Annotated in this window: 22 protein-coding genes; 10 read left to right on the plus strand and 12 right to left on the minus strand. The window is 64.4% G+C overall.

From position 1 onward, the window contains the following. The first annotated feature begins 2 nt into the window (after positions 1-2). Positions 3-923, plus strand: coding sequence for an AraC family transcriptional regulator (locus tag C163_RS21025; RefSeq protein ID WP_025340474.1), 921 nt, complete (start codon positions 3-5; stop codon positions 921-923). A gap of 135 nt (positions 924-1,058) precedes the next feature. On the opposite strand, the gene C163_RS21030 is transcribed toward C163_RS21025, so the two are convergent. Then, a complete protein-coding gene (locus C163_RS21030; RefSeq protein WP_025340475.1) occupies positions 1,059-2,696 on the minus strand; it encodes a 5-guanidino-2-oxopentanoate decarboxylase in 1,638 nt (545 codons plus the stop codon). Between the two features lie 114 nt (positions 2,697-2,810). Between C163_RS21030 and C163_RS21035 the strand changes: the two genes are divergently transcribed. Further along, a complete protein-coding gene (locus tag C163_RS21035; RefSeq protein ID WP_025340476.1) occupies positions 2,811-3,686 on the plus strand; it encodes a LysR substrate-binding domain-containing protein in 876 nt (291 codons plus the stop codon). 200 nt (positions 3,687-3,886) lie between these two features. Here the strand turns inward: C163_RS21035 and C163_RS21040 are convergent, their stop codons facing one another. Both C163_RS21040 and C163_RS21045 read right to left on the minus strand, forming a co-directional pair. Beyond that, a complete protein-coding gene (locus tag C163_RS21040) occupies positions 3,887-4,501 on the minus strand; it encodes an NAD(P)-dependent oxidoreductase (RefSeq protein ID WP_025340477.1) in 615 nt (204 codons plus the stop codon). Positions 4,502-4,528: 27 nt separating this feature from the next. Beyond that, complete coding sequence (locus C163_RS21045; protein WP_025340478.1) at positions 4,529-5,404, minus strand: MBL fold metallo-hydrolase; 876 nt, start codon at positions 5,402-5,404, stop codon at positions 4,529-4,531. Between the two features lie 103 nt (positions 5,405-5,507). Between C163_RS21045 and C163_RS21050 the strand changes: the two genes are divergently transcribed. Beyond that, complete coding sequence (locus C163_RS21050; RefSeq protein ID WP_025340479.1) at positions 5,508-6,413, plus strand: LysR family transcriptional regulator; 906 nt, start codon at positions 5,508-5,510, stop codon at positions 6,411-6,413. A 133-nt stretch (positions 6,414-6,546) separates the two neighbouring features. Here C163_RS21050 and C163_RS21055 read toward each other — a convergent pair whose 3' ends face one another. Beyond that, positions 6,547-7,416, minus strand: a complete 870-nt coding sequence (locus C163_RS21055; protein ID WP_025340480.1) for an oxaloacetate decarboxylase — start codon at positions 7,414-7,416, stop codon at positions 6,547-6,549. 440 nt (positions 7,417-7,856) lie between these two features. On the opposite strand from C163_RS21055, the gene C163_RS21060 reads away from it, so the two are divergent. After that, positions 7,857-9,308, plus strand: a complete 1,452-nt coding sequence (locus C163_RS21060) for an MDR family MFS transporter (protein ID WP_025340481.1) — start codon at positions 7,857-7,859, stop codon at positions 9,306-9,308. A gap of 220 nt (positions 9,309-9,528) precedes the next feature. Here the strand turns inward: C163_RS21060 and ttgR are convergent, their stop codons facing one another. After that, positions 9,529-10,161 (minus strand): efflux transport transcriptional regulator TtgR, encoded by a 633-nt coding sequence (ttgR, locus tag C163_RS21065; protein WP_025340482.1) that lies wholly within the window; start codon positions 10,159-10,161, stop codon positions 9,529-9,531. A gap of 258 nt (positions 10,162-10,419) precedes the next feature. Here ttgR and ttgA point away from each other — a divergent pair, with 258 nt between their 5' ends. From ttgA to C163_RS21095, 6 genes are all read left to right on the plus strand, one after another. Continuing rightward, on the plus strand, positions 10,420-11,574 hold the full coding sequence (gene ttgA / locus C163_RS21070; RefSeq protein ID WP_025340483.1) for a toluene efflux RND transporter periplasmic adaptor subunit TtgA: 1,155 nt from the start codon (positions 10,420-10,422) through the stop codon (positions 11,572-11,574). 3 nt (positions 11,575-11,577) lie between these two features. Continuing rightward, positions 11,578-14,730, plus strand: coding sequence for a multidrug efflux RND transporter permease subunit TtgB (gene ttgB / locus C163_RS21075; RefSeq protein WP_025340484.1), 3,153 nt, complete (start codon positions 11,578-11,580; stop codon positions 14,728-14,730). Then, on the plus strand, positions 14,727-16,184 hold the full coding sequence (locus tag C163_RS21080; RefSeq protein WP_025340485.1) for an AdeC/AdeK/OprM family multidrug efflux complex outer membrane factor: 1,458 nt from the start codon (positions 14,727-14,729) through the stop codon (positions 16,182-16,184). Before ttgB ends, C163_RS21080 begins: the two co-directional genes overlap by 4 nt. A gap of 360 nt (positions 16,185-16,544) precedes the next feature. After that, the gene (locus tag C163_RS21085; protein WP_025340486.1) at positions 16,545-17,801 is read left to right on the plus strand and encodes an OprD family porin; all 1,257 of its coding nucleotides are present in this window, start codon (positions 16,545-16,547) and stop codon (positions 17,799-17,801) included. Between the two features lie 181 nt (positions 17,802-17,982). Further along, positions 17,983-18,906, plus strand: coding sequence for a LysR family transcriptional regulator (locus C163_RS21090; protein WP_025340487.1), 924 nt, complete (start codon positions 17,983-17,985; stop codon positions 18,904-18,906). 194 nt (positions 18,907-19,100) lie between these two features. Further along, complete coding sequence (locus tag C163_RS21095; RefSeq protein ID WP_025340488.1) at positions 19,101-19,613, plus strand: DUF962 domain-containing protein; 513 nt, start codon at positions 19,101-19,103, stop codon at positions 19,611-19,613. Positions 19,614-19,740: 127 nt separating this feature from the next. Here C163_RS21095 and pcaC read toward each other — a convergent pair whose 3' ends face one another. The 7 genes from pcaC to C163_RS21130 form a co-directional block, all read right to left on the minus strand. Next, complete coding sequence (gene pcaC, locus C163_RS21100; protein ID WP_013974040.1) at positions 19,741-20,133, minus strand: 4-carboxymuconolactone decarboxylase; 393 nt, start codon at positions 20,131-20,133, stop codon at positions 19,741-19,743. 11 nt (positions 20,134-20,144) lie between these two features. Then, positions 20,145-20,936, minus strand: a complete 792-nt coding sequence (gene pcaD / locus C163_RS21105) for a 3-oxoadipate enol-lactonase (protein WP_025340489.1) — start codon at positions 20,934-20,936, stop codon at positions 20,145-20,147. A gap of 11 nt (positions 20,937-20,947) precedes the next feature. Beyond that, complete coding sequence (locus C163_RS21110; protein WP_025340490.1) at positions 20,948-22,300, minus strand: 3-carboxy-cis,cis-muconate cycloisomerase; 1,353 nt, start codon at positions 22,298-22,300, stop codon at positions 20,948-20,950. A gap of 9 nt (positions 22,301-22,309) precedes the next feature. Next, positions 22,310-23,599: an MFS family transporter gene (locus C163_RS21115; protein WP_025340491.1), complete on the minus strand. Its 1,290-nt coding sequence runs from the start codon at positions 23,597-23,599 to the stop codon at positions 22,310-22,312. Positions 23,600-23,784: 185 nt separating this feature from the next. Next, positions 23,785-24,990 carry a 3-oxoadipyl-CoA thiolase gene (gene pcaF, locus C163_RS21120; protein WP_170978873.1) on the minus strand — a complete coding sequence of 402 codons (1,206 nt, stop codon included), beginning with the start codon at positions 24,988-24,990 and terminating at the stop codon, positions 23,785-23,787. Beyond that, positions 24,987-25,766: a CoA-transferase subunit beta gene (locus tag C163_RS21125; RefSeq protein WP_015271653.1), complete on the minus strand. Its 780-nt coding sequence runs from the start codon at positions 25,764-25,766 to the stop codon at positions 24,987-24,989. The genes pcaF and C163_RS21125 overlap by 4 nt, the downstream gene beginning before the upstream one ends. Then, positions 25,763-26,623, minus strand: a complete 861-nt coding sequence (locus tag C163_RS21130; RefSeq protein ID WP_015271654.1) for a CoA transferase subunit A — start codon at positions 26,621-26,623, stop codon at positions 25,763-25,765. Before C163_RS21130 ends, C163_RS21125 begins: the two co-directional genes overlap by 4 nt. Positions 26,624-26,657: the final 34 nt, after the last annotated feature.

Raw genomic sequence — 26,657 nt, forward strand, 5'->3', positions numbered from 1 at the left:
TCATGACCACCGCCACGTCCATCGACCCGAGCCTGGAACTGCAACGCCAGGAGCTGGCCGAGCTGATCCGCCGCCACGCCGGGGAGCCCCACGGCCCGGCATCGGCCATCGATGACCTGTACCTGGTGCGCTACACCGAAAACGTGCGCTCGGTACCGACCCTGGCGCAACCCGCGCTGTGCATCCTCGCCCAGGGCAGCAAAAGCCTGTTCCTGGGTGACGAGCAGTACGCCTACGACCCGCTGCACTACATGGTGGTCTCGGTAACCTTGCCGCTTAGCGGCGTAAAGCTCGACGCCAGCCCCGAGCACCCTAGCCTTGGCCTGCGCATGGACCTGGACCCGGCCGAAATCAGCCAGCTGATCGCCGAAAGCGGGCCGATGCTGGTGCCCAACCGGCCTTCCGGTCGTGGCTTGTATGTGGAAAGAACCGATGCCGCGTTGCTCGACGCCTTGCTGCGGCTGATACGCCTGCTGGACACCCCTCGCGACATCGCGATGCTCGCGCCGCTGTTCCGCCGGGAGATTCTGTACCGCCTGCTGCGCGGGCCGCAGGGCTATCGGTTGTACGAAATCGCCTTGGCCAACAGCCAGACCCACCGGGTTTGCCAGGCCATTACCTGGCTCAACCAGAACTACCAACTGCCTTTGCGCATCGAGGACCTGGCGCGGGAGGTCAACCTCAGCACCTCGACCTTGCACCACCGGTTCAAGGCCGTGACGTCGATGAGCCCGTTGCAGTATCAGAAGCAACTGCGCCTGCAGGAGGCGCGGCGCTTGATGCTGAATGACGGGCTCGAGGCGGCGGTGGCGGCCTACCGGGTGGGGTATGAAAGCCCGTCACAGTTCAGCCGTGAATACAGCCGGCTGTATGGCGCGCCGCCGATTCGTGATGTGGCCAGGTTGCGGGCGACTGCTGGCTGAAATTTTGGCTGGCAGTACCGGCCTCTTCGCGGGCTTGCCCGCTCCCACAGGTACAGCACAGCGTTCAGAGCCTGTGCAAAATCCTGTAGGAGCGGGCAAGCCCGCGAAAGGGCCGGTACAGACAATAGCTTCACTTCAACCCAACACAGCCCCCTGCCACTGATTCTGGTCAACCTGGATCAAGGTCGGCCCCTTGCGCTCCACTGCCTGCCCCAACGCCACCTGCAGCTGCGCCACATCTGCCACCTGCTCCGCCGCCGCGCCCAGGGCCCGCGCCACACCGATGAAGTCCGGCGTATGGATATCCACCCCGACTGGCTCGATGGCCCGGTTGACCATGTACTTCTTGATTTCCTCGTACCCCTGGTTATTCCACAGCAGCACGATCAGCGGCACCTGCGCTTCCACCGCGCTGGCCAGCTCCGGCAAGGTGAACTGCAAACCGCCATCACCAATCAGGCACACCGCAGGCGCACGCTCACCGATCTGCTCCGCGCTGCCCAGCCAGGCGCCCATGGCCGCCGGCAATGCATAACCCAAGGTGCCGTAGCCGGTCGAGGCATTGAACCAACGGCGTGGCTGGTCCATGTCCAGGGTCAGGTTGCCGGTGTACACCGGTTGGGTCGAATCGCCCACCAGAATGGCATTGGGCAGGCGCTCGATAATTGCATTCAGCAAACGTGTCTGGCTCAGGGTCGGCTGGTCCCAACCCGCCGCCAGTGCCTGGCGCAGCTTGGCCACCCGGGCCGCGCCCCACGTGCTTTCACGCACGGGTTGCGGCAGTGCCTGCAAGGCGCCAAGCAGCGCCTCGGCGGCCAGTTCGGCATCGGCCACCAGCGACAGCGTCGGCAGGTAATTGCGCACGGTCTGGTCCGGGTCGATGTCGATGCGCAACAGGCTGCCCGGGATCTCGAAACCACCTTTGAAGGTAACGTCATAGTCGGTTTCGGCCAGTTCGGTGCCGATCGCCAGCACCACATCGGCCTCGGCCACCAGCGCCCGCGTGGCTGGCAGTGACTGGGTCGAGCCAATCTGCAGCGGGTGGCTGGCCGGCAGCAGCCCCTTGGCATTGATGGTCAGCGCCACCGGCGCCTGCAGGTGTTCGGCCAGGCGCGCCAGCGCAGCGCCCGCGGCCAATGCGCCGCCCCCGGCCAGGATCAATGGCCGCCGTGCATTGGCCAGGCGCTCGGCCATCTGCGCCACGGCCTGCGGCGCTGCCCCCGCCCGGCTGCTGCGCACCACGCGCCCCGGCAGCAGGTGATCGGCCGGTTCGACCAGCACGTCGAGCGGGATCTCGATATGCACCGGGCGCGGCCGGGCGCCTTCGAACACGGCGAATGCCCGGGCCAGCACCTGCGGCAGGTCATCTGCACTCATCAGGGTGTGGGAAAACGCCGCCACACCCGACACCAGCGCTGCCTGGTTGGGCAACTCGTGCAGCTTGCCGCGGCCACCGCCCAGCTGGTCGCGGGCCTGCACGCTGGAAATCACCAGCATCGGGATCGAGTCGGCATAGGCCTGGCCCATGGCGGTGGTGATGTTGGTCATGCCCGGGCCGGTGATGATGAAACACACCCCGGGCTTGCCGCGGGTCCGCGCATAGCCGTCGGCCATGAACCCGGCCCCCTGCTCGTGGCGCGGGGTGACATGGCGGATGGACGAGCCCGCCAGGCCGCGATAGAGCTCCACGGTATGTACACCAGGAATGCCGAAGACATGGTCAACGCCATAGCCTTCAAGGAGTTTTACCAGTACTTCGCCGCAGGTTGCCATCGGGTTTCACCATGAATCTTGGTTGGGTTATGCCCTTATTGGACCCAGCCACGGCTATCACCACAATGCAAAAAAACACATACTAGCCATGTCCTGTAATCATGGCTCAGCACAATGAAACGCCTCCCGCCCCTGCCCGCCCTGCATACCTTCCTGGTCACCGCCCAGCACTGCAATTTCACCCGTGCCGGGCAGCAGTTGCATATCACCCAGGGCGCCGTCAGCCGACAGATCGCGGCCCTCGAAGAGCATCTGGGTTATGCCTTGTTCCAGCGCCAGGCCCGTGGGCTGAGCCTGACCCGTGAAGGCCAGGACTGGCTGCCAAGGGTGCAGCAGGTGTTCGCGCTGATCGAACAAGGGGTGCGCGAGGTGGGTGGGCGCAGCACTACCTTGCAGCTCAAGGCACCGACCTGCGTGATGCGCTGGCTGCTGCCACGCCTGATGGAATGGCAGGCGCTACGCCCGGATGTGCCTGTAGAGCTGACCACCACGGTGCAACATGGAGTGGACTTTCGCCGCGAGGGTTTCGATGCGGCGGTGGTGTATGGCGATGCGCCGAACCATGGGCTGCGCGTGCGCAAGCTGTTCGATGAGCAGCTGACGCCGGTGTGCGCGCCGTCATTGCGCCAAGGGCCGGTACCGTTGCAGCAGGTCGAGGACCTGGCGCTACACATGCTGCTGCACCCGTCGCGGGATGAGCATGACTGGCGGTTATGGCTGCAGGCAGCCGGGGTGACGCTGGGCACTCAAGGGCCGAAGCAGCATTTCGAGACGCTGGACATGGCGATGGCCATGGCCTCGCAGGGCACCGGCGTGGCCATCGGCGACTGGTCGCTGATCGGCGATGACTTGCGCGGGGGGCGGTTGTGCATGCCGTTTGCGCTGAAAGTGATGACCGGCAAGGGGTATTACCTGGTGAGCCAGGCCAAGAGCTTGCCGCCGGGGCTGGTGGAGTTGTTGGATTGGCTGGAGGAACAGGCCAGCTTCTAAGGCCCGTTTTCCCTATTCGCCGATGTGCACAAGCCCTTGTAGGAGCGGCCTTGTGTCGCGAAAGGGCTGCGCAGCAACCCCGGCGATATTGCACCTTGGCGGATATCCTGGGGCCGCTGCGCGACCCTTTCGCGACACAAGGCCGCTCCTACAGGCGAGCTGCCTGCACCAGATACATTCATGCAAACGAAGCAGGCGACTCAGTACCCGACCGTGAACCGCTGCCGCGAGTGCTGCGGCTTTTCCAGTTCGTCGAGCATGGCAATCGCGTAATCGGCAAAGGTGATCCAGCTCTTGCCATTCGCGCCGATCAACAGATGATCCTTGCCCAGCTTGTAATGCCCGCTGCGCTCACCTTCAACGAACTCCGCCGACGGCGACAGGAAGGCCCAGTCCAGGTTCGGCTCCCGTTGCAACGCTTCCAGAAAACGCACCCCGGCAGTGGCCTCGGCCTTGTATGCCTCGGGGAAGTCCGGGCTGTCGATCACCCGATGCCCCGACGGCAGCAACAGGCTACCGGCCCCACCTACCACCAGCAGGCGCCTGACCCCGGCCCGCTTGACCGGCTCGATGATGGCGTGTGGCTCGATGGTCGAGAAATGCGCCGCACTCAGCACCGCATCCGCACCCGCGACCGCCGCTTGCAAGGCCGCGCTGTCCTTGGCATCCAGCGCCTTGACCGTCACCCCGTCCCGCCCCTGCAACCGGGACGGGTCGCGGGCGATGGCCAGCACACTGTGGCCACGGCGCAGGGCCTCTTCCAGCAACTGGCTGCCAGCGCGGCCAGTGGCACCGATGATTGCAATCTTGCTCATGGGATACTCTCCATCAGTTGAACGGAATTACCACTTCATCTCGCCCTTGGCGACCTTGGCCCCCAGCTCCAGCGAGCTTTCATCGGCCAGCCCTGGGTAACGTCGCTTCATTGCCGCGATCAACGCACCGGCGTCTTTCGCCTTGGCGGTCTCGGCATCGAAATCACGAATGTAGTTCGCCGTGAAACGCACGGCCTGCAGCGATCGGCTGCTGTCTTCCAGGTAATGCCCGGGGATGACCGTGCGCGGCGCCAGCGCTTCGATGTGCGCCAGGGTGCCGAGCCAGTCGGCGTGGGACTTGGCCGTTTGCGTGTCGGCCATCCATACATGAATGTTCTCCGACACCACCACGCCACCGACCACCGCCTTGATCGACGGGATCCACACAAAACTGCGGTCAGGTTGCGGGCCGTCCAGGCCGACCACCTCGAGGGCCTGCCCTTCCAGCGTCAGGCGGTTGCCTTCGAGCACCTGCGGCAGCACCAGCCGCGCCGGCCTGTCCGCGCCCATCTGCGGGCCCCAGTAGGCCAGCTTGGCATCCATGGTCTGGCGGATATGGGCAACCGTGGCGGCCGACGCCAGCACCTTGGCCTCGGGGAAGGCCTGGGTCAGGGTATCCAGGCCGAAGTAGTAGTCCGGGTCGCCATGGCTGATGTAGATACTGGTCAGCTGCTTGCCACCCGCCCGCAGGCGCTGCACCAGCTGCTCGGCCTGGGCCTTGCCGAACTGGGCATCGACGAGGATGGCGTCGTGCTCGCCGCTGACGATCACCGAACTGACCGGGAAGATCGCCTCATGCCCGGGGTTGTAAACCTCCAGCCGCAAGGGGTCGGCAGCCAGCGCCGGGCCGGCCAGGGTCACACAGGCCAGCAGCAGGCCACGCAAGGGAGTGAAAAGAGACATCGCAAACGCCCGTCAGATGAACAATGCCCAACAGCTTAGTTGCCCAATCCGTGACAAAAAATGCGATGCTCGAACATAGTTTGTTTCTGAAACCGGGCAAATCATGGACCGTCTCAACGCCATGCGCGTATTCGTCACCGTCGTCGACCTGGGCAGCCAGTCGGCGGCGGCGGATCATCTGCAACTGTCGCGGCCGGTGGTGTCGCGCTACCTGGCAGAGCTGGAAGACTGGGTTGGCGCACGGCTGATGCAGCGCACCACACGCAAGCTCAGCCTCACCGCCGCCGGCCAGGAAACCCTGCCTCGCTGCCGGCAACTGCTGGAACTGGCCGGCGACCTGCAGGCCGCGGTGCAGCAGCCGGATGACGCGCCCAAGGGCGCATTGCGCATCAGCGTCAGCACCTCGTTCGGCCAGGCCCAGCTGGTGGATGCAGTGGCCGCCTACGTCCGGCGCTACCCCGGGGTGAAGGTGGAACTGCAGATGCTCGATCGCACGGTCAACCTGGTGGACGAGCGCATCGACCTGGCCATCCGCACCAGCAATGACCTGGACCCCAACCTGATCGCCCGGCGCCTGAGTGTGTGCCGCTCGGCAGTGTGTGCGGCACCGGCCTACCTGCGCGAGCACGGCACGCCGCAACGGGTCGAGGAGCTGAGCCGGCACAACTGCCTGACCCATGCCTACTTCGGCCACAGCCTGTGGCATTTCGAGGTCGCCGGCCAGCAAGTCGCCGTGCCGGTGGCGGGGAACATCAGTGCCAACGAGGCGATGACACTGCAGAAGGCGGCGCTGGCCGGCGCAGGTATCGCCATGCTGCCGACCTACCAGGCCGCGGAGGCCCTGCGCCGGGGTGAACTGGTGCGCCTGCTGCCCGAAGCCAGGCCACGCGAGCTGAACCTGAATGCGGTGTACACCTCACGCAAGCACATGCCGGCGACCTTGCGCAGCATGCTGGATTTTCTGGTGCAGCGGTTCAAGGACGAACCGGAGTGGGATCAGGACTTGTAAGGCCCATGTGGGAGCGGCCTTGCGTCGCGAAAGGACCGCGCAGCGGTCCCGGGATCTTGGCCACATCAAATATTGTCGGGGCTGCTACGCAGCCCTTTCGCGACACAAGGCCGCTCCTACAGGGATGGCGTTGTCACTCCTCGACGCTCATGTATTCCTTGGCCCAGCGGATGTAGTCCTCGGGCTGAGTGTAGGTATGCGAGAGTTCGGTGGCGCTGAGGTTTTCCGACTTGTTCTGCTGGCCGCGCTGCAGCCGCAGGCAATCGTAGGTGGCCTTGATCGCGGCAAAGTAGGCGGCGTGACCATCGACCACGATGCGCACGCCCAGGCGTGCCAGGCGCTCGTCGTCGCGCAGGCTCGGGTTGCCGTAGGTCACCAGCATCAGCGGCACCGTCAGGTGCTCGGCAATCTGCTCGAGTTGCTCGAAGTCCTTCACCCCAACCATGCAGATACCGTCGGCTCCGGCCTTCTGGTAGCTCTGGGTACGCACGATGATTTCTTCGGTGGTGAGCACGCCAGCGTTGGTCCTGGCAATGATCGACAGCGACGAATCGACCCGCGCCTCCAGCGCCGCACGGATCTTGCCGACGCCCTCTTCAACCGGGATCAGGTCGGTGGACTTGCGCCCAAACTGGGCAGGCAGCAGGGTGTCCTCGATGGTCAGCGCAGCCACGCCGGCACGCTCCAGTTCGATGACCGTGCGCATGACATTCAGCGCGTTGCCATAGCCGTGGTCGGCGTCAGCCAGCACCGGCAGTTGCGCCACGCGACCAATACGGGTGGCCTGCTCGACGAACTCGCTGAGGGTGATCAGGGCGAAGTCCGGTGCAGCCAGTACCTGCAACGAAGCGACCGAACCACCGAGGATGCCGACCTCGAAGCCCAGGTCTGCGGCAATGCGTGCCGACATCGGGTCGAACACCGATGCGGTGTGATAACAGGAACCTGAAGCGAGCAGCTCGCGGAAGGCAAAACGCAGATCTTGATGGGAAGCCTTGGGCATGATCACTCCGCAAAATAAGTTGAAATTCGAACGGTAACTACCGACCCCTGTAATCGGGTCTACCTGGCCTGTTCCAACCGTCGCCATCTGGGCGGTCATGCTCGACATGCAGGCAGAGGAATAAAAGGTGTGGGAGACAGCGGCGCGAAAACCTGCGGCATAATGTTGCACCAAGCTGGTGCAAGCCCCCGGTTTTCAGCCTCTGTGGCATACCAACGATATCACGCAGCCATGCAGCACTGGATGAATGCGCCAATGCCGATCTTGCATAGGGGATGCAGATAGTACATAGGAAGCTACCTAACTCAGGTTACAATTTCGGGGCCCCTTCGCGGGCACGCCCGCTCCCACAGGTACACCACAACCATCAAGCCCTGTGTTGTACCTGTGGGAGCGGGCATGCCCGCGAAGAGGCCTCAACCGATAAACAAGGTATCCCCGTGACCGCCGCCCTGCCCCCCACCACCCTGCGCAATGTGCTCACCGCCCTGATGCTGGCGATCTTCCTCGGCGCCCTGGACCAGACCATCGTTGCCGTCTCGCTGCCGGCGATCTCGGCGCAGTTCAACGATGTCGGCCTGCTGGCCTGGGTCATCTCCGGTTACATGGTGGCAATGACTGTGGCCGTGCCGATCTACGGCAAGCTGGGCGACCTGTACGGGCGGCGCAGGATGATCCTCACCGGCATCAGCCTGTTCACCCTGGCCTCGATCGCCTGCGCCCTGGCCCAGGACATGCAGCAACTGGTGCTGGCCCGGGTACTGCAGGGCATTGGCGCCGGTGGCATGGTCTCGGTGAGCCAGGCGATCATCGGCGACTTCGTGCCCCCGCGAGAGCGCGGCCGCTACCAGGGCTATTTCAGCAGCATGTACGCGGTGGCCAGCGTCGCCGGGCCGGTGCTGGGCGGCTGGCTGACCGAATACCTGTCATGGCGCTGGGTGTTCTGGATCAACCTGCCGCTGGGGCTGGTTGCACTGTGGGCGATCCGCCGCGCCCTCGGCGGCATGCCGGCGCAGCGCCGCGAGGCGCAGGTGGACTACCTTGGCGCCGTGCTGCTGATTCTCGGCCTGGGTAGCCTGTTGCTGGGCATTACCCTGGTCGGCCAGGGCCACGCCTGGGCCGACCCGGCCGTGCTGGCCCTGTTCGCCTGCGCCGCGCTGGGCCTGGTGCTGTTCATCGCCCATGAGCGCCGCTGCCCGGAGCCACTGCTGCCACTCGGCCTGTTCGGCAACCGCGTGGCGGTGCTGTGCTGGGGCGTGATCTTCTTCGCCAGTTTCCAGTCGATCTCCCTGACCATGCTCATGCCGTTGCGCTACCAGGGCATCACCGGCGCCGGTGCCGACAGCGCTGCCCTACACCTCCTGCCGCTGGTGATGGGGCTGCCCATGGGTGCCTTTACCGGCGGGCGCATGACCAGCCTGACCGGGCGCTACAAGCCGCAGATCCTGGCCGGCGCACTGCTGATGCCGCTGGCCATTTTCGCCATGGCGCTGACTCCGCCGCAGTCGGCCTTGCTCAGTGCACTGTTCATGCTGCTGACCGGCATCGCGTGCGGGCTGCAGTTCCCGACCTCGCTGGTAGGCACGCAAAGCGCGGTGGACAGCAAGGATATCGGCGTGGCCACCAGCACCACCAACCTGTTCCGCTCGCTGGGCGGGGCCATGGGGGTGGCGTGCATGTCCAGCCTGCTGCTGGCGCTGCTGCACCAGGGCGGGTTCGAGTCGCTGGGTAATCCCTTGCTGGGGAGCCTGAAGGCCGGAGAAGTGGACCTGGTGACACAGGGGCGGTTGCTCGAGACGTTCCGGCAACTGTTGATGGGGAGTGCGCTGGTTGCACTGCTCGGGCTGCTGGCGGCGGTGGCATTGCCGGATCGGCAACTGCGCGGGCGCTAAGAGCTGCGCGATTTTTGTAGGAGCGGCCTTGTGTCGCGATAGGGCTGCAAAGCAGCCCCTGCAATTCATGCATTGATGCTGAAAACCTGGGGCTGCTCTGCAGCCCTATCGCGACACAAGGCCGCTCCTACAGGATTTGCACCTTATGCCAGTCACCCGAAAGCATTAATCCCCCCTTAACACAAAGGGGTAACACTCCCTCACAATCCTTAACAAAGTGTCATTTGCGCAGAGCCGGGCTCAAGCGCAGCATATCCAGCCCGGTGTCGACCCATTTTTCGACATCCTTCAACAGATCGACACTGTCAGGCAGCAACAGCCAGCGCCCGATCAGGCCATCGACATAGGCAAACATGGCCACCGCCGCGCGCTCGACATCCAGCTCGCCTGGCAACTGGCCCCGGCGCACGGCATTGGCCAACGCCAGGGTGATGCCCTTGTGGCAATCCAGCACCGCACCCTGGCGCTGCTGGCGAATTTCACACATGTCATCGGTGAACTCGCACTTGTGATGCAGGATTTCATTGATACGCCGGGTTCGGGCATCGAGCACCAGCTCGTTGAACACTTGCAGCAACAGCTTGCGCATGCAGCCAAGCGGGTCCACTTCGTCCTCGCTTTCGCTCGCCCGCGCCAGGTGGTCATGGGTTTCATGCAGGCTGTCGAGCAGCGCCTGCACCAACTCGGCCTTGTTGTTGAAGTGCCAGTAGATCGCCCCCCGCGTCACACCCGCCAGTTCGGCGATGTCGGCCAGGGTGGTTCGCGCAACCCCGCGCTTGTAGAAGGCCTTTTCCGCCGCCTCGATGATCTGGGCGCGGGTTTCCTGGGCTTCTTCTTTGGTTCGACGGACCATGGCAGTACAAACCTCATCTGCCCCGAACGCGCGGCGCGTGCGGGGAACACTCCGGGGGCACCTCTGCAGGGTGCCTCGCGGAGGAGCTAATCAAGGGCTGTGGCAGTACCCGAGTACAACCCAGCGGTATTTACAAACAACCATGAATGTAAGTATATTCCTTAGCAAGCTATTTATCCACCGGATAGCAATTTTTCCAGATCAAGACTCTTCCATTACTCTTGAGCGTCTCCCAGCTCCAGCGACCCGAGGATCCTCATGCAATTCAAGCCAGCCGTTACCGCTCTGGTTTCCGCCGTCGCCCTGGCAACCCTGCTCAGTGGCTGTAAGAAAGAAGAAGCAGCGCCAGCGGCGCAGGCTCCTCAGGTCGGCGTCGTGACCATCCAGCCCCAAGCCTTCACCCTGACCTCGGAATTGCCGGGGCGTACCAGTGCCTACCGCGTCGCCGAAGTGCGCCCGCAGGTCAACGGCATCATCCTCAAGCGCCTGTTCAAGGAAGGCAGTGAGGTCAAGGAAGGCCAGCAGCTGTACCAGATCGACCCTGCCGTGTACGAAGCCACCCTGGCCAATGCCCAGGCCAACCTGCAGGCCACCCGCTCGCTGGCCGAGCGCTACAAGCAGCTTATCGACGAACAGGCTGTCTCCAAGCAGGAATACGACGACGCCAATGCCAAACGATTGCAGGCCGAGGCTTCGCTCAAAAGCGCGCAGATCGACCTGCGCTACACCAAGGTCCTGGCACCGATCAGCGGCCGTATCGGCCGTTCTTCGTTCACCGAAGGTGCACTGGTGAGCAATGGCCAGGCCAACGCCATGGCCACCATCCAGCAACTCGACCCGATCTACGTCGACGTCACCCAGTCCACCGCCGAGCTGCTCAAGCTGCGCCGTGACCTGGAAAGCGGCCAGTTGCAAAAGGCCGGCGACAACGCCGCCTCGGTGCAGCTGGTGCTGGAAGACGGCAGCCTGTTCAAGCAGGAAGGCCGCCTGGAATTCTCCGAAGTCGCGGTCGACGAGACCACCGGCTCGGTCACCCTGCGCGCCCTGTTCCCCAACCCCGATCACACCCTGCTGCCAGGCATGTTCGTGCATGCGCGGCTCAAGGCCGGGGTCAACGCCAACGCCATCCTGGCCCCGCAACAGGGCGTGACCCGCGACCTGAAAGGCGCGCCGACCGCACTGGTGGTCAACCAGGAGAACAAGGTCGAACTGCGCCAGCTCAAGGCCAACCGTACCCTGGGCAGCGACTGGCTGATCGAGGAAGGCCTGAACCCGGGTGACCGCCTGATCACCGAAGGGCTGCAGTACGTGCGCCCGGGCGTCGAGGTCAAGGTCAGCGAAGCCACCAACGTCAAGAAGCCGGCCAGCCCTGTTCAGGCCAACGCGGCGAAAGCAGACGCCAAAGCGGAGTAAACCATGTCGAAGTTCTTTATCGATCGCCCGATCTTCGCCTGGGTGATCGCCTTGGTGATCATGCTGGTCGGCGCCTTGTCGATCCTGAAGCTGCCGATCAACCAGTACCCCAGCATCGCGCCGCCGGCCATCGCCATCGCCGTGACCTACCCGGGCGCCTCGGCGCAAACCGTGCAGGACACCGTGGTACAGGTGATCGAGCAGCAGCTCAACGGTATCGACAACCTGCGTTATGTGTCGTCGGAAAGTAACTCCGACGGCAGCATGACCATTACCGCCACCTTCGAGCAGGGCACCAACCCAGACACCGCACAGGTGCAGGTGCAGAACAAGCTGAACCTGGCCACCCCGCTGCTGCCGCAGGAAGTGCAGCAGCAAGGTATCCGCGTCACCAAGGCAGTGAAGAACTTCCTGCTGGTGATCGGCCTGGTGTCCGAAGACGGCAGCATGACCAAGGACGACCTGGCCAACTACATCGTCTCCAACATGCAGGACCCGATCTCGCGTACCGCGGGTGTGGGTGACTTCCAGGTGTTCGGTGCACAGTACGCCATGCGCATCTGGCTCGATCCGGCCAAGCTGAACAAGTTCCAGCTGACCCCGGTCGACGTCAAGACCGCCGTGGCCGCGCAGAACGTGCAGGTGTCCTCCGGCCAACTCGGCGGCCTGCCGGCCATGCCGGGTACCCAGCTGAACGCCACCATCATCGGCAAGACCCGCCTGCAGACTGCCGAGCAGTTCGAGAAGATCCTGCTCAAGGTCAACAGCGACGGTTCGCAGGTGCGTCTGGGTGATGTCGCCCAGGTTGGCCTGGGTGGTGAAAACTATGCCGTCAGCGCCCAGTTCAACGGCAAGCCGGCCTCCGGCCTGGCAGTTAAACTGGCTACCGGTGCCAACGCCCTGGACACCGCCAAGGCCCTGCGCCAGACCATCGCCGACCTGGAACCGTTCTTCCCGCCTGGGGTGAAAGCAGTATTCCCGTATGACACCACCCCGGTGGTCACCGAATCGATCAGTGGCGTTATCCACACCCTGATCGAAGCCGTGGTCCTGGTGTTCCTGGTGATGTACCTGTTCCTGCAGAACTTCCGCGCCACCATCATCACCACCATGACCGTACCGGTTGTGTTGCTGGGTACCTTCGGCATCCTTGCCGCTGCCGGCTTCAGCATCAACACCCTGACCATGTTCGCCATGGTCCTGGCCATCGGCCTGCTGGTGGACGACGCCATCGTCGTGGTGGAGAACGTCGAGCGGGTGATGTCCGAGGAAGGCTTGCCGCCCAAGGAAGCGACCAAGCGCTCGATGGAGCAGATCCAGGGTGCCCTGGTGGGTATCGCCCTGGTGCTGTCGGCGGTACTGCTGCCCATGGCGTTCTTCGGCGGCTCCACGGGTGTGATCTACCGGCAGTTCTCCATCACCATCGTCTCGGCCATGGGCCTGTCGGTGCTGGTGGCGCTCATCTTCACCCCGGCCCTGTGCGCCACCATGCTCAAGCCGCTGAAGAAGGGCGAGCACCATGTGGCCAAGGGTGGCTTCTTTGGCTGGTTCAACCGCAACTTCGACCGCAGCGTAACCGGCTACGAGCGCAGCGTGGGCACCATCCTGCGCAACAAGGTACCGTTCCTGCTGGCCTACGCGCTGATCGTGGTCGGCATGATCTGGCTGTTCGCCCGCATCCCTACCGCGTTCCTGCCGGAAGAAGACCAGGGCGTATTGTTCGCCCAGGTACAGACCCCGGCCGGCTCCAGTGCCGAGCGCACCCAGGTGGTGGTCGACCAGATGCGTGAGTACCTGCTCAGCGAAGAGGCCGACACCGTGGCTTCGGTGTTCACCGTCAACGGCTTCAACTTCGCCGGCCGTGGCCAGAGCTCGGGTATGGCGTTCATCATGCTCAAGCCGTGGGATGAGCGCTCCAAGGAAAACAGCGTGTTCGCCCTTGCCCAGCGCGCCCAGCAGCACTTCTTCACCTTCCGCGATGCGATGGTGTTCGCCTTTGCCCCGCCTGCGGTGCTCGAACTGGGTAACGCCACCGGCTTCGACGTGTTCCTGCAGGACCGCGGCGGTGTCGGCCATGCCAAGCTGATGGAAGCGCGCAACCAGTTCCTGGCCAAGGCCGCGCAGAGCAAGATCCTAAGCGCCGTGCGCCCGAACGGCCTGAACGACGAGCCGCAGTACCAGCTGACCATCGATGACGAGCGTGCCAGCGCCCTGGGCGTGACCATCGCCGACATCAACAACACCCTGTCGATTGCCCTGGGTGCCAGCTACGTCAACGACTTCATCGACCGTGGCCGGGTCAAGAAGGTGTACATCCAGGGCGAGCCGAACGCGCGGATGAGCCCGGAAGACCTGCAGAAGTGGTACGTGCGCAATGGCGCCGGCGAAATGGTGCCGTTCTCCTCCTTCGCCAAGGGCGAATGGACCTACGGTTCGCCGAAGCTGTCGCGTTACAACGGCGTCGAGGCAATGGAAATCCTCGGTGCTCCGGCCCCGGGCTACAGTACCGGTGAAGCCATGGCCGAGGTCGAGCGCATTGCTGGCGAACTGCCAAGCGGCATCGGCTTCTCCTGGACTGGCATGTCCTACGAGGAAAAACTCTCCGGTTCGCAGATGCCGGCACTGTTCGCCCTCTCGGTACTGTTCGTGTTCCTGTGCCTGGCAGCCCTGTACGAAAGCTGGTCGATCCCGATCGCCGTGGTACTGGTAGTACCGCTGGGTATCATCGGTGCCCTGATCGCCACCAGCCTGCGCGGGTTGTCCAACGACGTGTACTTCCTGGTCGGCCTGTTGACCACCATCGGCCTGGCGGCGAAAAACGCCATCCTGATCGTCGAATTCGCCAAGGAACTGCACGAGCAAGGCCGCAGCCTGTACGACGCGGCGATCGAGGCGTGCCGCATGCGTCTGCGCCCGATCATCATGACCTCGCTGGCGTTCATCCTCGGCGTGGTACCGTTGACTATCGCCAGCGGCGCCGGCGCCGGCAGCCAGCACGCCATCGGTACTGGCGTGATCGGCGGCATGATCAGTGCGACCGTGCTGGCTATCTTCTGGGTACCACTGTTCTTCGTCGCAGTGTCGTCACTGTTCGGCAGCAAAGAGCCGGAAAAAGACGTCACCCCTGAAACTCCACGTTATGAGGCTGGGCAATGACCAAGTCTTTGTTGTCCCTGGCAGTAACCGCTTTCATTCTTGGCGGCTGCTCGCTGATCCCTGACTACCAGACCCCGGAATCGCCGGTGGCTGCGCAGTGGCCGCAAGGCCCTGCGTACTCGCCGACGCAATCGGCGGAAGTTGCCGCCGCCGAGCAGGGCTGGCGCCAGTTCTTCCACGACCCGGCGCTGCAGCAGCTGATCCAGACTTCGCTGGTCAACAACCGCGACCTGCGCGTTGCCGCGTTGAACATCGACGCCTACCGTGCGCAGTACCGCATCCAGCGTGCCGACCTGTTCCCGGCGGTTTCGGCCACCGGCAGCGGCAGCCGCCAGCGCGTACCGGCGAACATGTCGCAGACGGGCGAAGCGGGCATCACCAGCCAGTACTCGGCCACCCTGGGCGTCAGCGCCTATGAGCTGGACCTGTTCGGCCGCGTGCGCAGCCTGACCGAGCAGGCCCTGGAAACCTACCTGTCCAGCGAGCAGGCGCGTCGCTCCACGCAGATCAGCCTGGTGGCCAGCGTGGCCAACGCCTACTACACCTGGCAGGCCGACCAGGCGCTGTTCAAGCTGACCGAAGAAACGCTGAAGACCTACGAGGAAAGCTACAACCTCACCCGTCGCAGCAACGAAGTCGGCGTAGCCTCGGCACTCGACGTCAGCCAGGCGCGTACCGCCGTGGAAGGCGCCCGGGTCAAGTACTCGCAGTACCAGCGCCTGGTCGCCCAGGACGTCAACAGCCTGACCGTGCTGCTGGGCACCGGCATTCCCGCCGACCTGGCCAAGCCTCTGGAGCTCAATGCCGACCAGCTGGCCGAAGTACCGGCCGGCCTGCCGTCGGACATCCTCCAGCGTCGCCCGGACATCCAGGAAGCCGAGCACCTGCTCAAGGCCGCCAATGCCAACATTGGCGCGGCCCGCGCAGCGTTCTTCCCGAGCATCAGCCTGACCGCCAATGCCGGCAGCCTGAGCCCCGACATGGGCCACCTGTTCTCGGGCGGCCAGGGCACCTGGCTGTTCCAGCCGCAGATCAACCTGCCGATTTTCAACGCCGGCAGCCTGAAGGCCAGCCTGGACTACTCGAAGATCCAGAAGGACATCAACGTCGCCAAGTACGAAAAGACCATCCAGACCGCCTTCCAGGAAGTCTCCGATGGCCTGGCGGCGCGCAAGACCTTCGAAGAGCAGCTGCAGGCGCAACGCGACCTGGTGCAGGCGAACCAGGACTACTACCGCCTGGCCGAACGCCGCTATCGCATTGGTATCGACAGCAACCTGACCTTCCTCGACGCCCAGCGCAACCTGTTCAGCGCCCAGCAGGCGCTGATCGGCGACCGCTTGTCGCAGCTGACCAGCGAAGTCAACCTGTACAAGGCGCTTGGCGGTGGCTGGTACGAGCAGACCGGGCAGGCCAACAACCAGCAGGCAGCGGTGGAAGCACCGAAGAGCTGATTGAAGCTGTCAAAGCATCAAGCCCACCCTCGCGGTGGGCTTTTTGTTTTGTGTTGCCTGAACCGGCCTCTTCGCGGGTGAACCCGCTCCCACAATGTTTTGCATAAATGCTGAAGGCTGTGCAGTACCTGTGGGAGCGGGTTTACCCGCGAAGAGGCCAGTCCAGGAGAACAATTAACCAACCAGAACATTCCGTTCGATTATCGCCCGCTTCCGTTTGTGGCGAATTGCCTCACCCCAGCCCTACCCCGCACCATCCTCCCACGCAACGTTGCCCCGGTTCATCCCAAAAGACCCGCACCTGCAGGCCGCATCCTGCAGCGTACCGGCTCGCCCATAAAAACAAGAGATCCACGACAGATGAGCACTTTGCAACCCGCACGCCAGCTGCTGCCCGGCCTGTTGGCCATGTCCTGCGCACTCCCCGTGTTCGCCGCCGACCAAGGTGGTTTCCTGGAGGACGCCAAGGCCACCCTCAACCTGCGCAACTTCTACATCAACCGCAACTTCGTCGACCCGGCCCACCCGCAGGCCAAGGCCGAGGAGTGGACGCAGAGCTTCATCCTCGACGCCCGCTCCGGCTTTACCCAAGGCACCGTCGGTTTCGGCGTGGACGTACTGGGCCTGTACTCGGTCAAGCTCGACGGCGGCAAAGGCACCACCAACACCCACCTGCTGCCGGTGCACGATGATGGCCGCCCGGCCGATGACTTTGGCCGCCTGGGCGTGGCACTGAAAGCCAAGCTGTCCGAAACCGAGCTGAAAGTGGGTGAATGGATGCCGGTACTGCCGATCCTGCGCTCGGACGATGGCCGCTCGCTGCCGCAGACTTTCCGCGGCGGCCAGCTGACCTCGAAGGAAATCGCCGGCCTGACCCTGTACGCCGGCCAGTTCCGCGGCAACAGCCCGCGCAACGACGCCAGCATGGAAGACATGTCGCTGAACGGTAAGGCCGCATTCACCTCCGACCGTTTCAACTTTGGCGGCGGCGAGTACACCTTCAACGACAAGCGCACCATGATCGGCCTGTGGGATGCCCAGCTCAAGGACATCTACCGCCAGCAGTACCTCAACCTGGTGCACAGCCAACCCCTGGGCGACTGGACCCTGGGCGCCAACCTGGGCTACTTCATCGGCAAGGAAGACGGCGCCGAACGCGCTGGCGAACTGGACAACCGCACCGCCTCGGCCATGCTCTCGGCACGCTATCAGGGCCACACCCTCTACGTCGGCCTGCAGAAAGTCAGCGGCGACGACGCCTGGATGCGGGTCAACGGTACCAGCGGCGGCACCCTGGCAAACGACAGCTACAACTCCAGCTTCGACAACGCCAAGGAGCGCTCCTGGCAGGTGCGCCATGACTTCAACTTCGCCACCGTTGGCGTGCCAGGCCTGACCCTGATGAACCGCTACATCAAGGGGGACAACGTCACCGCAGGCGGCGTGGACGATGGCAAGGAATGGGCGCGAGAAACCGAATTGGCCTATGTGGTGCAGTCGGGCAGCTTCAAGGACCTGTCGGTGAAGTGGCGCAACTCCACCATGCGCCGCGACTTCAGCACCAACTCGTTCGATGAGAACCGGTTGATCGTGAGTTACCCGCTGAATCTCCTCTGAATTCTTCAGGTTCACCACAGTTTCAGAATCTGTGGTGAACCTGTGGGAGCGGGTTTACCCGCGAAGAGGCCAGAAGCCACAACAAATAACCATAAGCTATAAACAAATCAATAAACCTTCTTTGACGACATATGCAGCAACCGCTTGAATAGGCCCCTGATCCCCGCCCCAGAGCCGTGACATGGACCTCCGTCAGCTGCGCTACTTCATCGCCCTCACCGAATACCGCAGCTTCGTCCGTGCCGCCGAGGCCATGGGCATCACCCAACCCGCCTTCAGCCGTGCCATCCAGAGCCTGGAACACAGCTTCGGCTGCCCACTGGTCGACCGCGCCAGCAAAGCCCTGCCGCCCACCCCCGAAGGCCTGGTGGTGCTGCAACATGCCCGGCGCCTGGTACAAGGTGCCGCGCAGCTGAGCAACGAAGTGCTGCAGATGACCAAGCTCGACGCCGGCGAGCTGCATTTCGGCAGCGGCCCGGCGCTGGCTGTGCGCCTGGTGCCCGACGCCCTGCGCCACTTTCTCGAACGCCACCCGGGCATCCGCACCTCGCTGCTGGTGGACAACGCCGAACGCCTCGGCCAGGCTCTGCGCCGCGAGCAGATCGAGTTTTTCGTCGACGATATCCGCCCGTTCGAAGCCGACCCCAACTTCCACACCGAGCCCCTTTCACCACGCCCCGGCCTGTTCTTCTGCCGCCCAGGGCACCCATTGCTGGCCAAGGACAGCCTGTCGACCAACGACCTGTTCAGCTACCCGCTGGCCAGCGCCCTGCTAGCCCCCGGCGTGCGCAAGCGCCTGGCCAACCTGAGCGGGCGCAGCGATTTCACCCCGCACCTGCAAACCGAGCACCTGGCCGTGCTGCGCAGCGTGGTGGAGGCCAGCGATGCCATCGGCACCGCCAGCGAGGAAGCCGTGGCCGAAGACCTGGCCAGCGGCCGCCTGGTGCGCCTGCACTGGCGCAACCTGCCACCGGCGCTGGAAGTGCTGAGCGTGCGCTGTGGCGTGGTCAGCCGCAGCGGTTACCGGCTGTCGCCGGCGGCGCGAGCGATGATCGAGACGCTGGTGGGGCTGGATATGCCAGTGCGGGCTGCTGCCATTCGCTGAGCTGATGATGGTGGTGGCTGCGGGCTATCCTGATCACTATCCGGTCACAGGTTGCCTGTACTGGCCTCTTCGCGGGCTCGCCCGCTCCCACAGGTAATCCACCTGGCTTGAAAACTGTGGTGATCCTGTGGGAGCGGGCAAGCCCGCGAAGAGGCCGGTTCAGGCAAAACAAAGCTGAACAGGGAGGCACAACAATGAAAACCCTCGTCGACCACCTGAGCCAATACGCCAGCTACCACCGCGACCCACGCAACATCGCCACCCACTTCGTCGGCATCCCGATGATCGTGCTGGCGGTCACCATCCTGCTGTCGCGCCCTGGCTGGGAGGTAGCCGGCATGTGGCTGTCCCCTGCCCTGCCGGCGGCGGCAGCCTCGGTCTGGTTCTACCTGCGCCTGGACCTGCGCTTCGGCCTGGTGATGGGGTTGTTGCTTGGGCTATGCCTGTGGGTCGGCCAGGTGCTGGCGATGCAGACGACAGCGCTGTGGCTCGGTGCCGGGCTGGGGGCGTTCGTGGTGGGCTGGATCATCCAGTTCGTCGGCCATTACTACGAAGGCCGCAAGCCGGCGTTTGTCGACGATGTCAGCGGATTGATCATCGGGCCGTTGTTCGTGGTGGCAGAAGCGGCATTCATGCTTGGCCTGTGCCCGGCCCTGAAACGCGCCGTCGAGGCCAACGCCGGGCCCGTGGTGGCGCGCTCTATGTAGGAGCGGCCTTGTGTCGCGATAGGGCTGCGAAGCGGCCCCAGGGTTTCAGCTTCGCAGCCAATATTGCCGGGGCCGCTTTGCGGCCCATCGCGACGCAAGGCCGCTCCTACAAGGGACCGCGTAGTGGTCAGGTACGCGACTCCACGCCCAGCTCATCCCACACCGACTCAGCCATGTGGAAGGTGGCATTGGCCGCCGGAATGCCGCAATAGATCGCGCTCTGCATCAGCACTTCCTTGATCTCGTCGCGGGTCACGCCGTTGTTGGCCGCCGCGCGCAGGTGCAGCTTCAGCTCGTCGTTGCGGTTCATGCCAATCAGCATGGCGATGGTGATCAGGCTACGGGTATGGCGCGGCAGGCCCGGGCGAGTCCAGATGTCACCCCAGGCGTGGCGGGTGATCATCTCCTGGAACTCGCCGTTGAAGTCGTTGAGCTTCTCCAGGCTGCGATCCACGTGGGCATCGCCAAGCACTGCGCGGCGTACTTGCATGCCGGCGTCGTAACGTTGTTTCTCGTCCATGGCGGTATCCCTCAGTGAGCCAGCAGGAAGTCGAGCACGCGGCGGCTGAACGCCTCGCCGATCTCGACGTTGGACAGGTGCGCCGCCGGGAAGTCGACGTACTCGGCACCCGCGATACCGGCCTGCATGAAGCGGCCGTGCTCCGGAGTGGTCACCACGTCCTCGGTACCGGCAACGATCAGCGCCGGCACCTGGATACGGCCCAGTTGCTCGCGGTAATCGGCATCACGCACCGCCGCGCAGTTGCTGGCATAACCTTGCGGACTGGTTTGCGCCAGCATCTGGCAGATGCGCTGGGCCTGCGCTGGCTGGGCCTGGGCGAAGCCCGGGGTGAACCAGCGGGCGATGGAGGCATCGCGCAGGTCGACCATGGCCTGCTGGCCGCCCTTGAGCACGGTGTCGATACGGGTGTTCCACACCTCGTCGTTGGCGATCTTGGCGGCGGTATTGCACAGGGTCAGGCTGTGCAGGCGCTCGCCGGCATTGATGCCCAGCCACTGGCCGATCAGGCCACCCATCGACAGGCCGACGAAGTGCGCCTTGGCAATATCCAGGCCATCGAGCAGGGCCAGCACGTCACGGCCCAGCTGTTCGATGCTGTAAGGGCCTTCAGTGACCAGCGACCCACCGTGGCCACGGGTGTCGTAGCGCAACACGCGCAAGTGCTGGCTCCACAGTGGAATCTGCGTGTCCCACATGCCCAGGTCGGTACCGAGCGAGTTGGACAGGACCAGCACCGGGGCGTTTTCCGGGCCATCGATCTGGTAATTCAAAACGCCATCGGCCAGTTGCAAGTGCGCCACAGCGGTCTCCTTCAGGCAGTGAAACGTTGATGTTCGGACACGGCGCGCGCCACCCAGACGCGGGCCTGGCCCAGGTAATGGGCAGGGTCGAGCAAGCGATCGAGTTCTTCGGCGGACAACTCGGCGCTGACTTGCGGCTCTTCACCCAACACGGTGCGCAGGTGGCGCTGTTCGGCCACGGCGCGCTGGCAGCACTGCTCCAGCAGGTGGTGGGCGTGGTCGCGGCCCAGGCGCTGGGCAAGGACGATGCTCACCGCTTCGGCCAGCACCAGGCCCTGGGTCAGGTCGAGGTTACGGCGCATGCGCGCGGCATCCACTTCCATGCCCTCGGCAATCACCTGGGCCTGGCGCAGCGCACCAGATACCAGGCAGCAGATGTCCGGCAGGGTTTCCCATTCGGCATGCCACAGGCCGAGGCTGCGCTCATGCTCCTGGGGCATGGCGGCGAACAGCGTCGAAACCAGCCCCGGCACGCGGGTCGCGGCGCCGATCAGCACCGCGGCGCCCACCGGGTTGCGCTTGTGCGGCATGGTCGAAGACCCACCCTTGCCCGGCGCGGAAGGCTCGAACAGTTCCCCCGCCTCGGTCTGCATCAGCAGGCTGACATCACGGCCGAACTTGCCCAGGCTACCGGCGACCAGGCCCAGCACCGAGGCAAACTCCACCAGGCGGTCGCGCTGGGTGTGCCAGGGCTGCTCGGGCAGGGTCAGCTTGAGCTGCTCGGCCAGGGCTTCGGCCACCGGCATCGCCTTGCTGCCCAAAGCCGCCAGGCTGCCCGAGGCACCGCCGAACTGCAGCACCAGCAAGCGTGGGCGCAGCTCCTGCAGGCGCTGGCGGTGACGGGTCAAGGCGCCCAGCACACCGGCCAGTTTCATGCCCAGGGTCACCGGGGTGGCATGCTGCAGCCAGGTGCGCCCCACCAGCGGCGTGTCGGCGTGCTGCAAGGCCTGGCGCGACAAGGTATCGGCCAGCTTGCCGAGGTCGGCTTCGATCAGGTCGAGGGCAGCGCGCAGCTGCAGGACCAGCCCGGTGTCCATCGCGTCCTGGCTGGTGGCGCCCAGGTGCACATAGCGCTCGGCTTCGGGCACGCCACTGGCAATCACCTTGCCCAACGCCTTCACCAGCGGGATCGCCGAGTTGCCAGCAGTGGCGATGGCATTGGCCAGCGCGCCAACGTCATAGCGCTCGGCGTGGCACGCCGCCTCGATGGCCGCTACCGCGCTATGCGGGACCAGCCCGGCAGCCGCCTCGGCCCGCGCCAGCGCCGCTTCGAAGTCGAGCATGCCCTGCAGGCGGCCACGGTCGGAGAAGATCTCGCGCATGGCCGGTGCGGTGAAGTAGGCGTCGAACAGTTGGTTGGTCATGCCACGTCCTTAATCATCGTGGTGCAGGTACGCGGCCTGCTTCGGCAAGCGCAGGCTGAACAGGAAGGCAATCGCCATCATCGCTGTCACGTACCAGTAGAAAGTGTTTTCCATGCCCAAGGTCTTCAGGCCCAGGGCAACGTATTCGGCCGAACCACCGAACGCCGCGTTGGCCACTGCATAGGCCAGGCCCACGCCCAGCGCACGCACCTGCGGCGGGAACATCTCGGCCTTCACCAGGCCGCTGATCGAGGTGTAGAAACTGACGATACACAACGCCAGGGTAATCAGCACGAAGGCCATGAACGGGCTGCTCACGGTTTTCAGCGCCATCAGCAGTGGCACTGTGAACAGCGTACCCAGGGCGCCGAACAGCATCATCGAATTACGCCGGCCGATGCGGTCGGAGAGCATGCCGAAGAACGGCTGCAGCACCATGAACAGGAACAGCGCGCCGGTCATCACGTAGCTGGCGTTTTTCGCAGTCATGCCAGCGGTGTTGACCAGGTACTTTTGCATGTAGGTGGTGAAGGTGTAGAAGATCAGCGAACCGCCCGCGGTATAGCCGAGCACGGTAATGAAAGCCGCCGCGTGGTTGCGGAACAGGCCCTTGATGGTACCGGCGTCCTTGTCCTGGCGGGTTTCGGCGCTGCTGGTCTCATGCAGCGAGCGGCGCAGCATCAGCGAGATCAGCGCGGCAATGGCGCCGACCACGAACGGAATGCGCCAGCCCCAGGCGCGCAGTTCATCTTCAGTGAGCAGCTGCTGCAGAATCACCACCACCAGCACCGCCAGCAACTGGCCGCCGATCAGGGTCACGTACTGGAACGAGGCGAAGAAGCCGCGCTGGCCGCGCAGCGCCACTTCACTCATGTAGGTGGCAGTGGTGCCGTATTCGCCGCCTACCGACAGGCCCTGGATCAGCCGGGCCAGCAACAGCAGCGCCGGGGCCCAGGTGCCGATGCTGGCATAGGTGGGCAGGCAGGCGATCATCAGGGAGCCGAAGCACATCATCAGCACCGAGATCATCAGGGAATTCTTGCGACCATGGCGGTCAGCGAGGCGGCCGAAGATCCAGCCACCTATGGGGCGCATCAGAAAGCCCGCGGCGAACACGCCTGCCGTGTTCAACAACTGCACGGTGGGGTCGTCGGAGGGGAAGAAAGCCGGGGCAAAGTAGATCGCGCAGAAGGCATAGACGTAGAAGTCGAACCATTCCACCAGGTTGCCTGAAGAGGCACCAACGATAGCGAAGATGCGTTTACTGCGTTCTTCGCCGGTGTAATAGGCTGAGGTCATGGTGAGTTTACTCCTGGAGGGTCGCAGGTAATTCTAGACACACCTGGTAACACACTCGTTCCGCTATCTGGCTGGCAATTAGCCTTGAGTCGCATGTGCCGGCCTCTTCGCGGGTAAACCCGCTCCCACAGGGGATGCGTGGTTCCCTGTGGGAGCGGGTTTACCCGCGAAGAGGCCGGTACAGGTCAAACCCGCTCGATGGCCAGCGCCAAACCTTGGCCTACGCCCACACACATGGTCGCCAGACCTTTACGCCCACCGCTCTTCTCCAGCTGGTGAAGCGCAGTCAGCACCAGGCGCGCACCGCTCATGCCCAGCGGGTGGCCCAGGGCGATGGCACCGCCGTTGGGGTTCACCTGCGGTGCATCGTCGGCCACACCCAGCTCACGCAGCACCGCCAGACCTTGGCTGGCAAAGGCTTCGTTGAGCTCGATCACATCGAAATCATTCACCGCCACACCCAGGCGCTCGGTCAGCTTGCGCACTGCCGGCACCGGGCCAATGCCCATCACCCGCGGTGCAACACCGGCACTGGCCATGCCCAGTACCCGGGCACGTGGGGTCAGGCCGTGTTTCTTCACCGCCTCGGCCGAGGCCAGGATCAACGCCGCGGCACCGTCGTTCACGCCCGAGGCGTTGCCGGCGGTGACGGTCTTGTCCGGGCCGTTGACCGGCTTGAGCTTGGTCAGGGCTTCCAGTGTGGTTTCCGGGCGCAGGTGCTCGTCATGCTCGACGATGGTCTCGCCCTTCTTGTGCGCGATACGCACCGGCACGATTTCTTCGGCGAAGAAACCGGCGGCCTGGGCGGCAGCTGCCTTCTGCTGGCTGCGCAGGGCGAAGGCGTCCTGGTCAGCACGCGAAACCTGGTAATCGTCGGCCACGTTGTCGGCGGTTTCCGGCATGGAATCCACACCGTACTGGCTCTTCATCAGTGGGTTGATGAAACGCCAGCCGATGGTCGTATCTTCGAGCTTCATGTTGCGCGAATAGCCGCTTTCGGCCTTGCCCATGACGAACGGGGCACGCGACATCGACTCGACGCCACCGGCAATCGCCAGCTCCATTTCGCCGCTGGCAATGGCGCGGAAGGCAGTGCCGATGGCATCCATGCCCGACGCGCACAGGCGGTTCAGGGTAACGCCCGGGATGCTCTGCGGCAGGCCGGCCAGCAACAGCGCCATGCGCGCCACGTTGCGGTTGTCTTCACCGGCCTGGTTGGCGCAGCCGAAGAACACTTCGTCAACCTGATCCCACTGCACGCTCGGGTTGCGCTCGATCAGCGCCTTCAGCGGCACGGCGGCCAGGTCGTCGGCCCGCACGCCGGCCAGGGCGCCGCCGAAGCGGCCGATCGGGGTACGGATGGCGTCACAGATGAATACGTCGCGCATCAGGCTTCTCCTGCCACCTGGCCATGGGCCGCGGCGGTACGGGCTTCGAGGTCACGCAGGGCGGACAGCTCGACTTCGGTAGGTTCGGCAGTGGTCTGCACATCGTCGGCAAAGCGGATCGCCCAGCCAGTGGCGGCGATGATCTGCTCGCGGGTCACACCCGGGTGGATCGCGGTGACGACGAATTCGTGGGTGCCGGCTTCCGGCTCCATGATGCACAGGTCGGTGATGATGCCGACCGGGCCGTCGCCTGGCAGGCCAAGGCGTTTACGCGAGTCGCCGCCTTCACCGTGGCCAACCGAGGTGATGAAGTCCAGCTTGTCGACGAAGGCACGCGGCGACTGCTTGAGGATGATCAGCACCTGCTTGGCGGAACCGGCGATTTCCGGTGCGCCACCGGCACCCGGCAGGCGGGTTTTCGGGGCGTGATAGTCACCGACCACAGTCGTGTTGATGTTGCCGAAGCGGTCGACCTGGGCGGCGCCAAGGAAGCCGACGTCGATGCGCCCACCTTGCAGCCAGTAGCGGAAGATCTCGCCGGTCGGCACCACGGTGTCAGCGGTTTCGGCCAGCTCGCCGTCGCCGATCGACAGCGGCAGCACGCTTGGCTTGGCGCCGATCGGGCCGGATTCGTAGATCAGCACCACGTCTGGCGACGAGGTCAGGCGCGCCAGGTTGGCAGCCTTGGATGGCAGGCCGATGCCGACGAAGCACACAGCACCGTTGCGCAGGCGACGGGCTGCGGCGACGGTCATCATTTCGGAAGTGGAGTAGCTCATTGTGCGGCCTCCGCAGTGCTGGCCAGCTTGGCCTTGAATTCGTTGAAATCGGCAGTGCCACGGATGTAGGTGTCGATCCAGGCGGTGAACGATTCGCGGCTACGCGCGATCGGGTCCCAGGCCTGGTAGAAGCGGTTGTCACGCTCGTAGTAGCCGTGGGCATAGGACGGGTGCGCACCACCAGGTACCAGGCATACCGCGCTCAGCGCCCAGGTCGGCAGCACGCAGGCGTTCATCGGCGCCTGCAGGTCGTCGACGATTTCCTCGACGGTGACGATGCAGCGCTTGGCGGCCAAGGCGGCTTCCTTCTGCACACCGAGGATGCCCCACAGCAGCACGTTGCCCTTGCGGTCGGCCTTTTGCGCGTGGATCACGGTCACGTCCGGGCGCACCGACGGCACGGCTGCCAGCACTTCACCAGTGAACGGGCAGGTGACGCTCTTGATCAGTGGGTTGACCTTCGGCAGGTCGGAGCCGGCGTAGGCACGCAGCACGGCGAACGGCAGGCCAGAAGCACCGGCGACATAGGCGTTGGCCAGGTCGGCGTGGCTGTGTTCTTCGATTTCGATGGCGTGTGGCCACTGCTTCTCGACGGCATCACGCAGGCGGTGCAGCGAACCGACACCCGGGTTACCACCCCAGGAGAAGATCAGCTTGCTGGCGCAACCGGCGCCGATCAGCTGGTCGTAGATCAGGTCCGGAGTCATGCGCACCAGAGTCAGGTCGCGCTTGCCCTGACGGATGATCTCGTGGCCGGCGGCAGTCGGGATCAGGTGGGTGAAACCTTCGAGGGCGACGGTATCGCCATCCTGGATGAACTGCTTCACGGCTTCGTGAAGCGGGAGAATTGCAGCCATTTGGAGACTCCTGGTCAGGGTGCTTCGGTGAGCT

The organism is Pseudomonas sp. FGI182 (assembly GCF_000511325.1).
GTDB lineage: Bacteria > Pseudomonadota > Gammaproteobacteria > Pseudomonadales > Pseudomonadaceae > Aquipseudomonas > Aquipseudomonas putida_Z.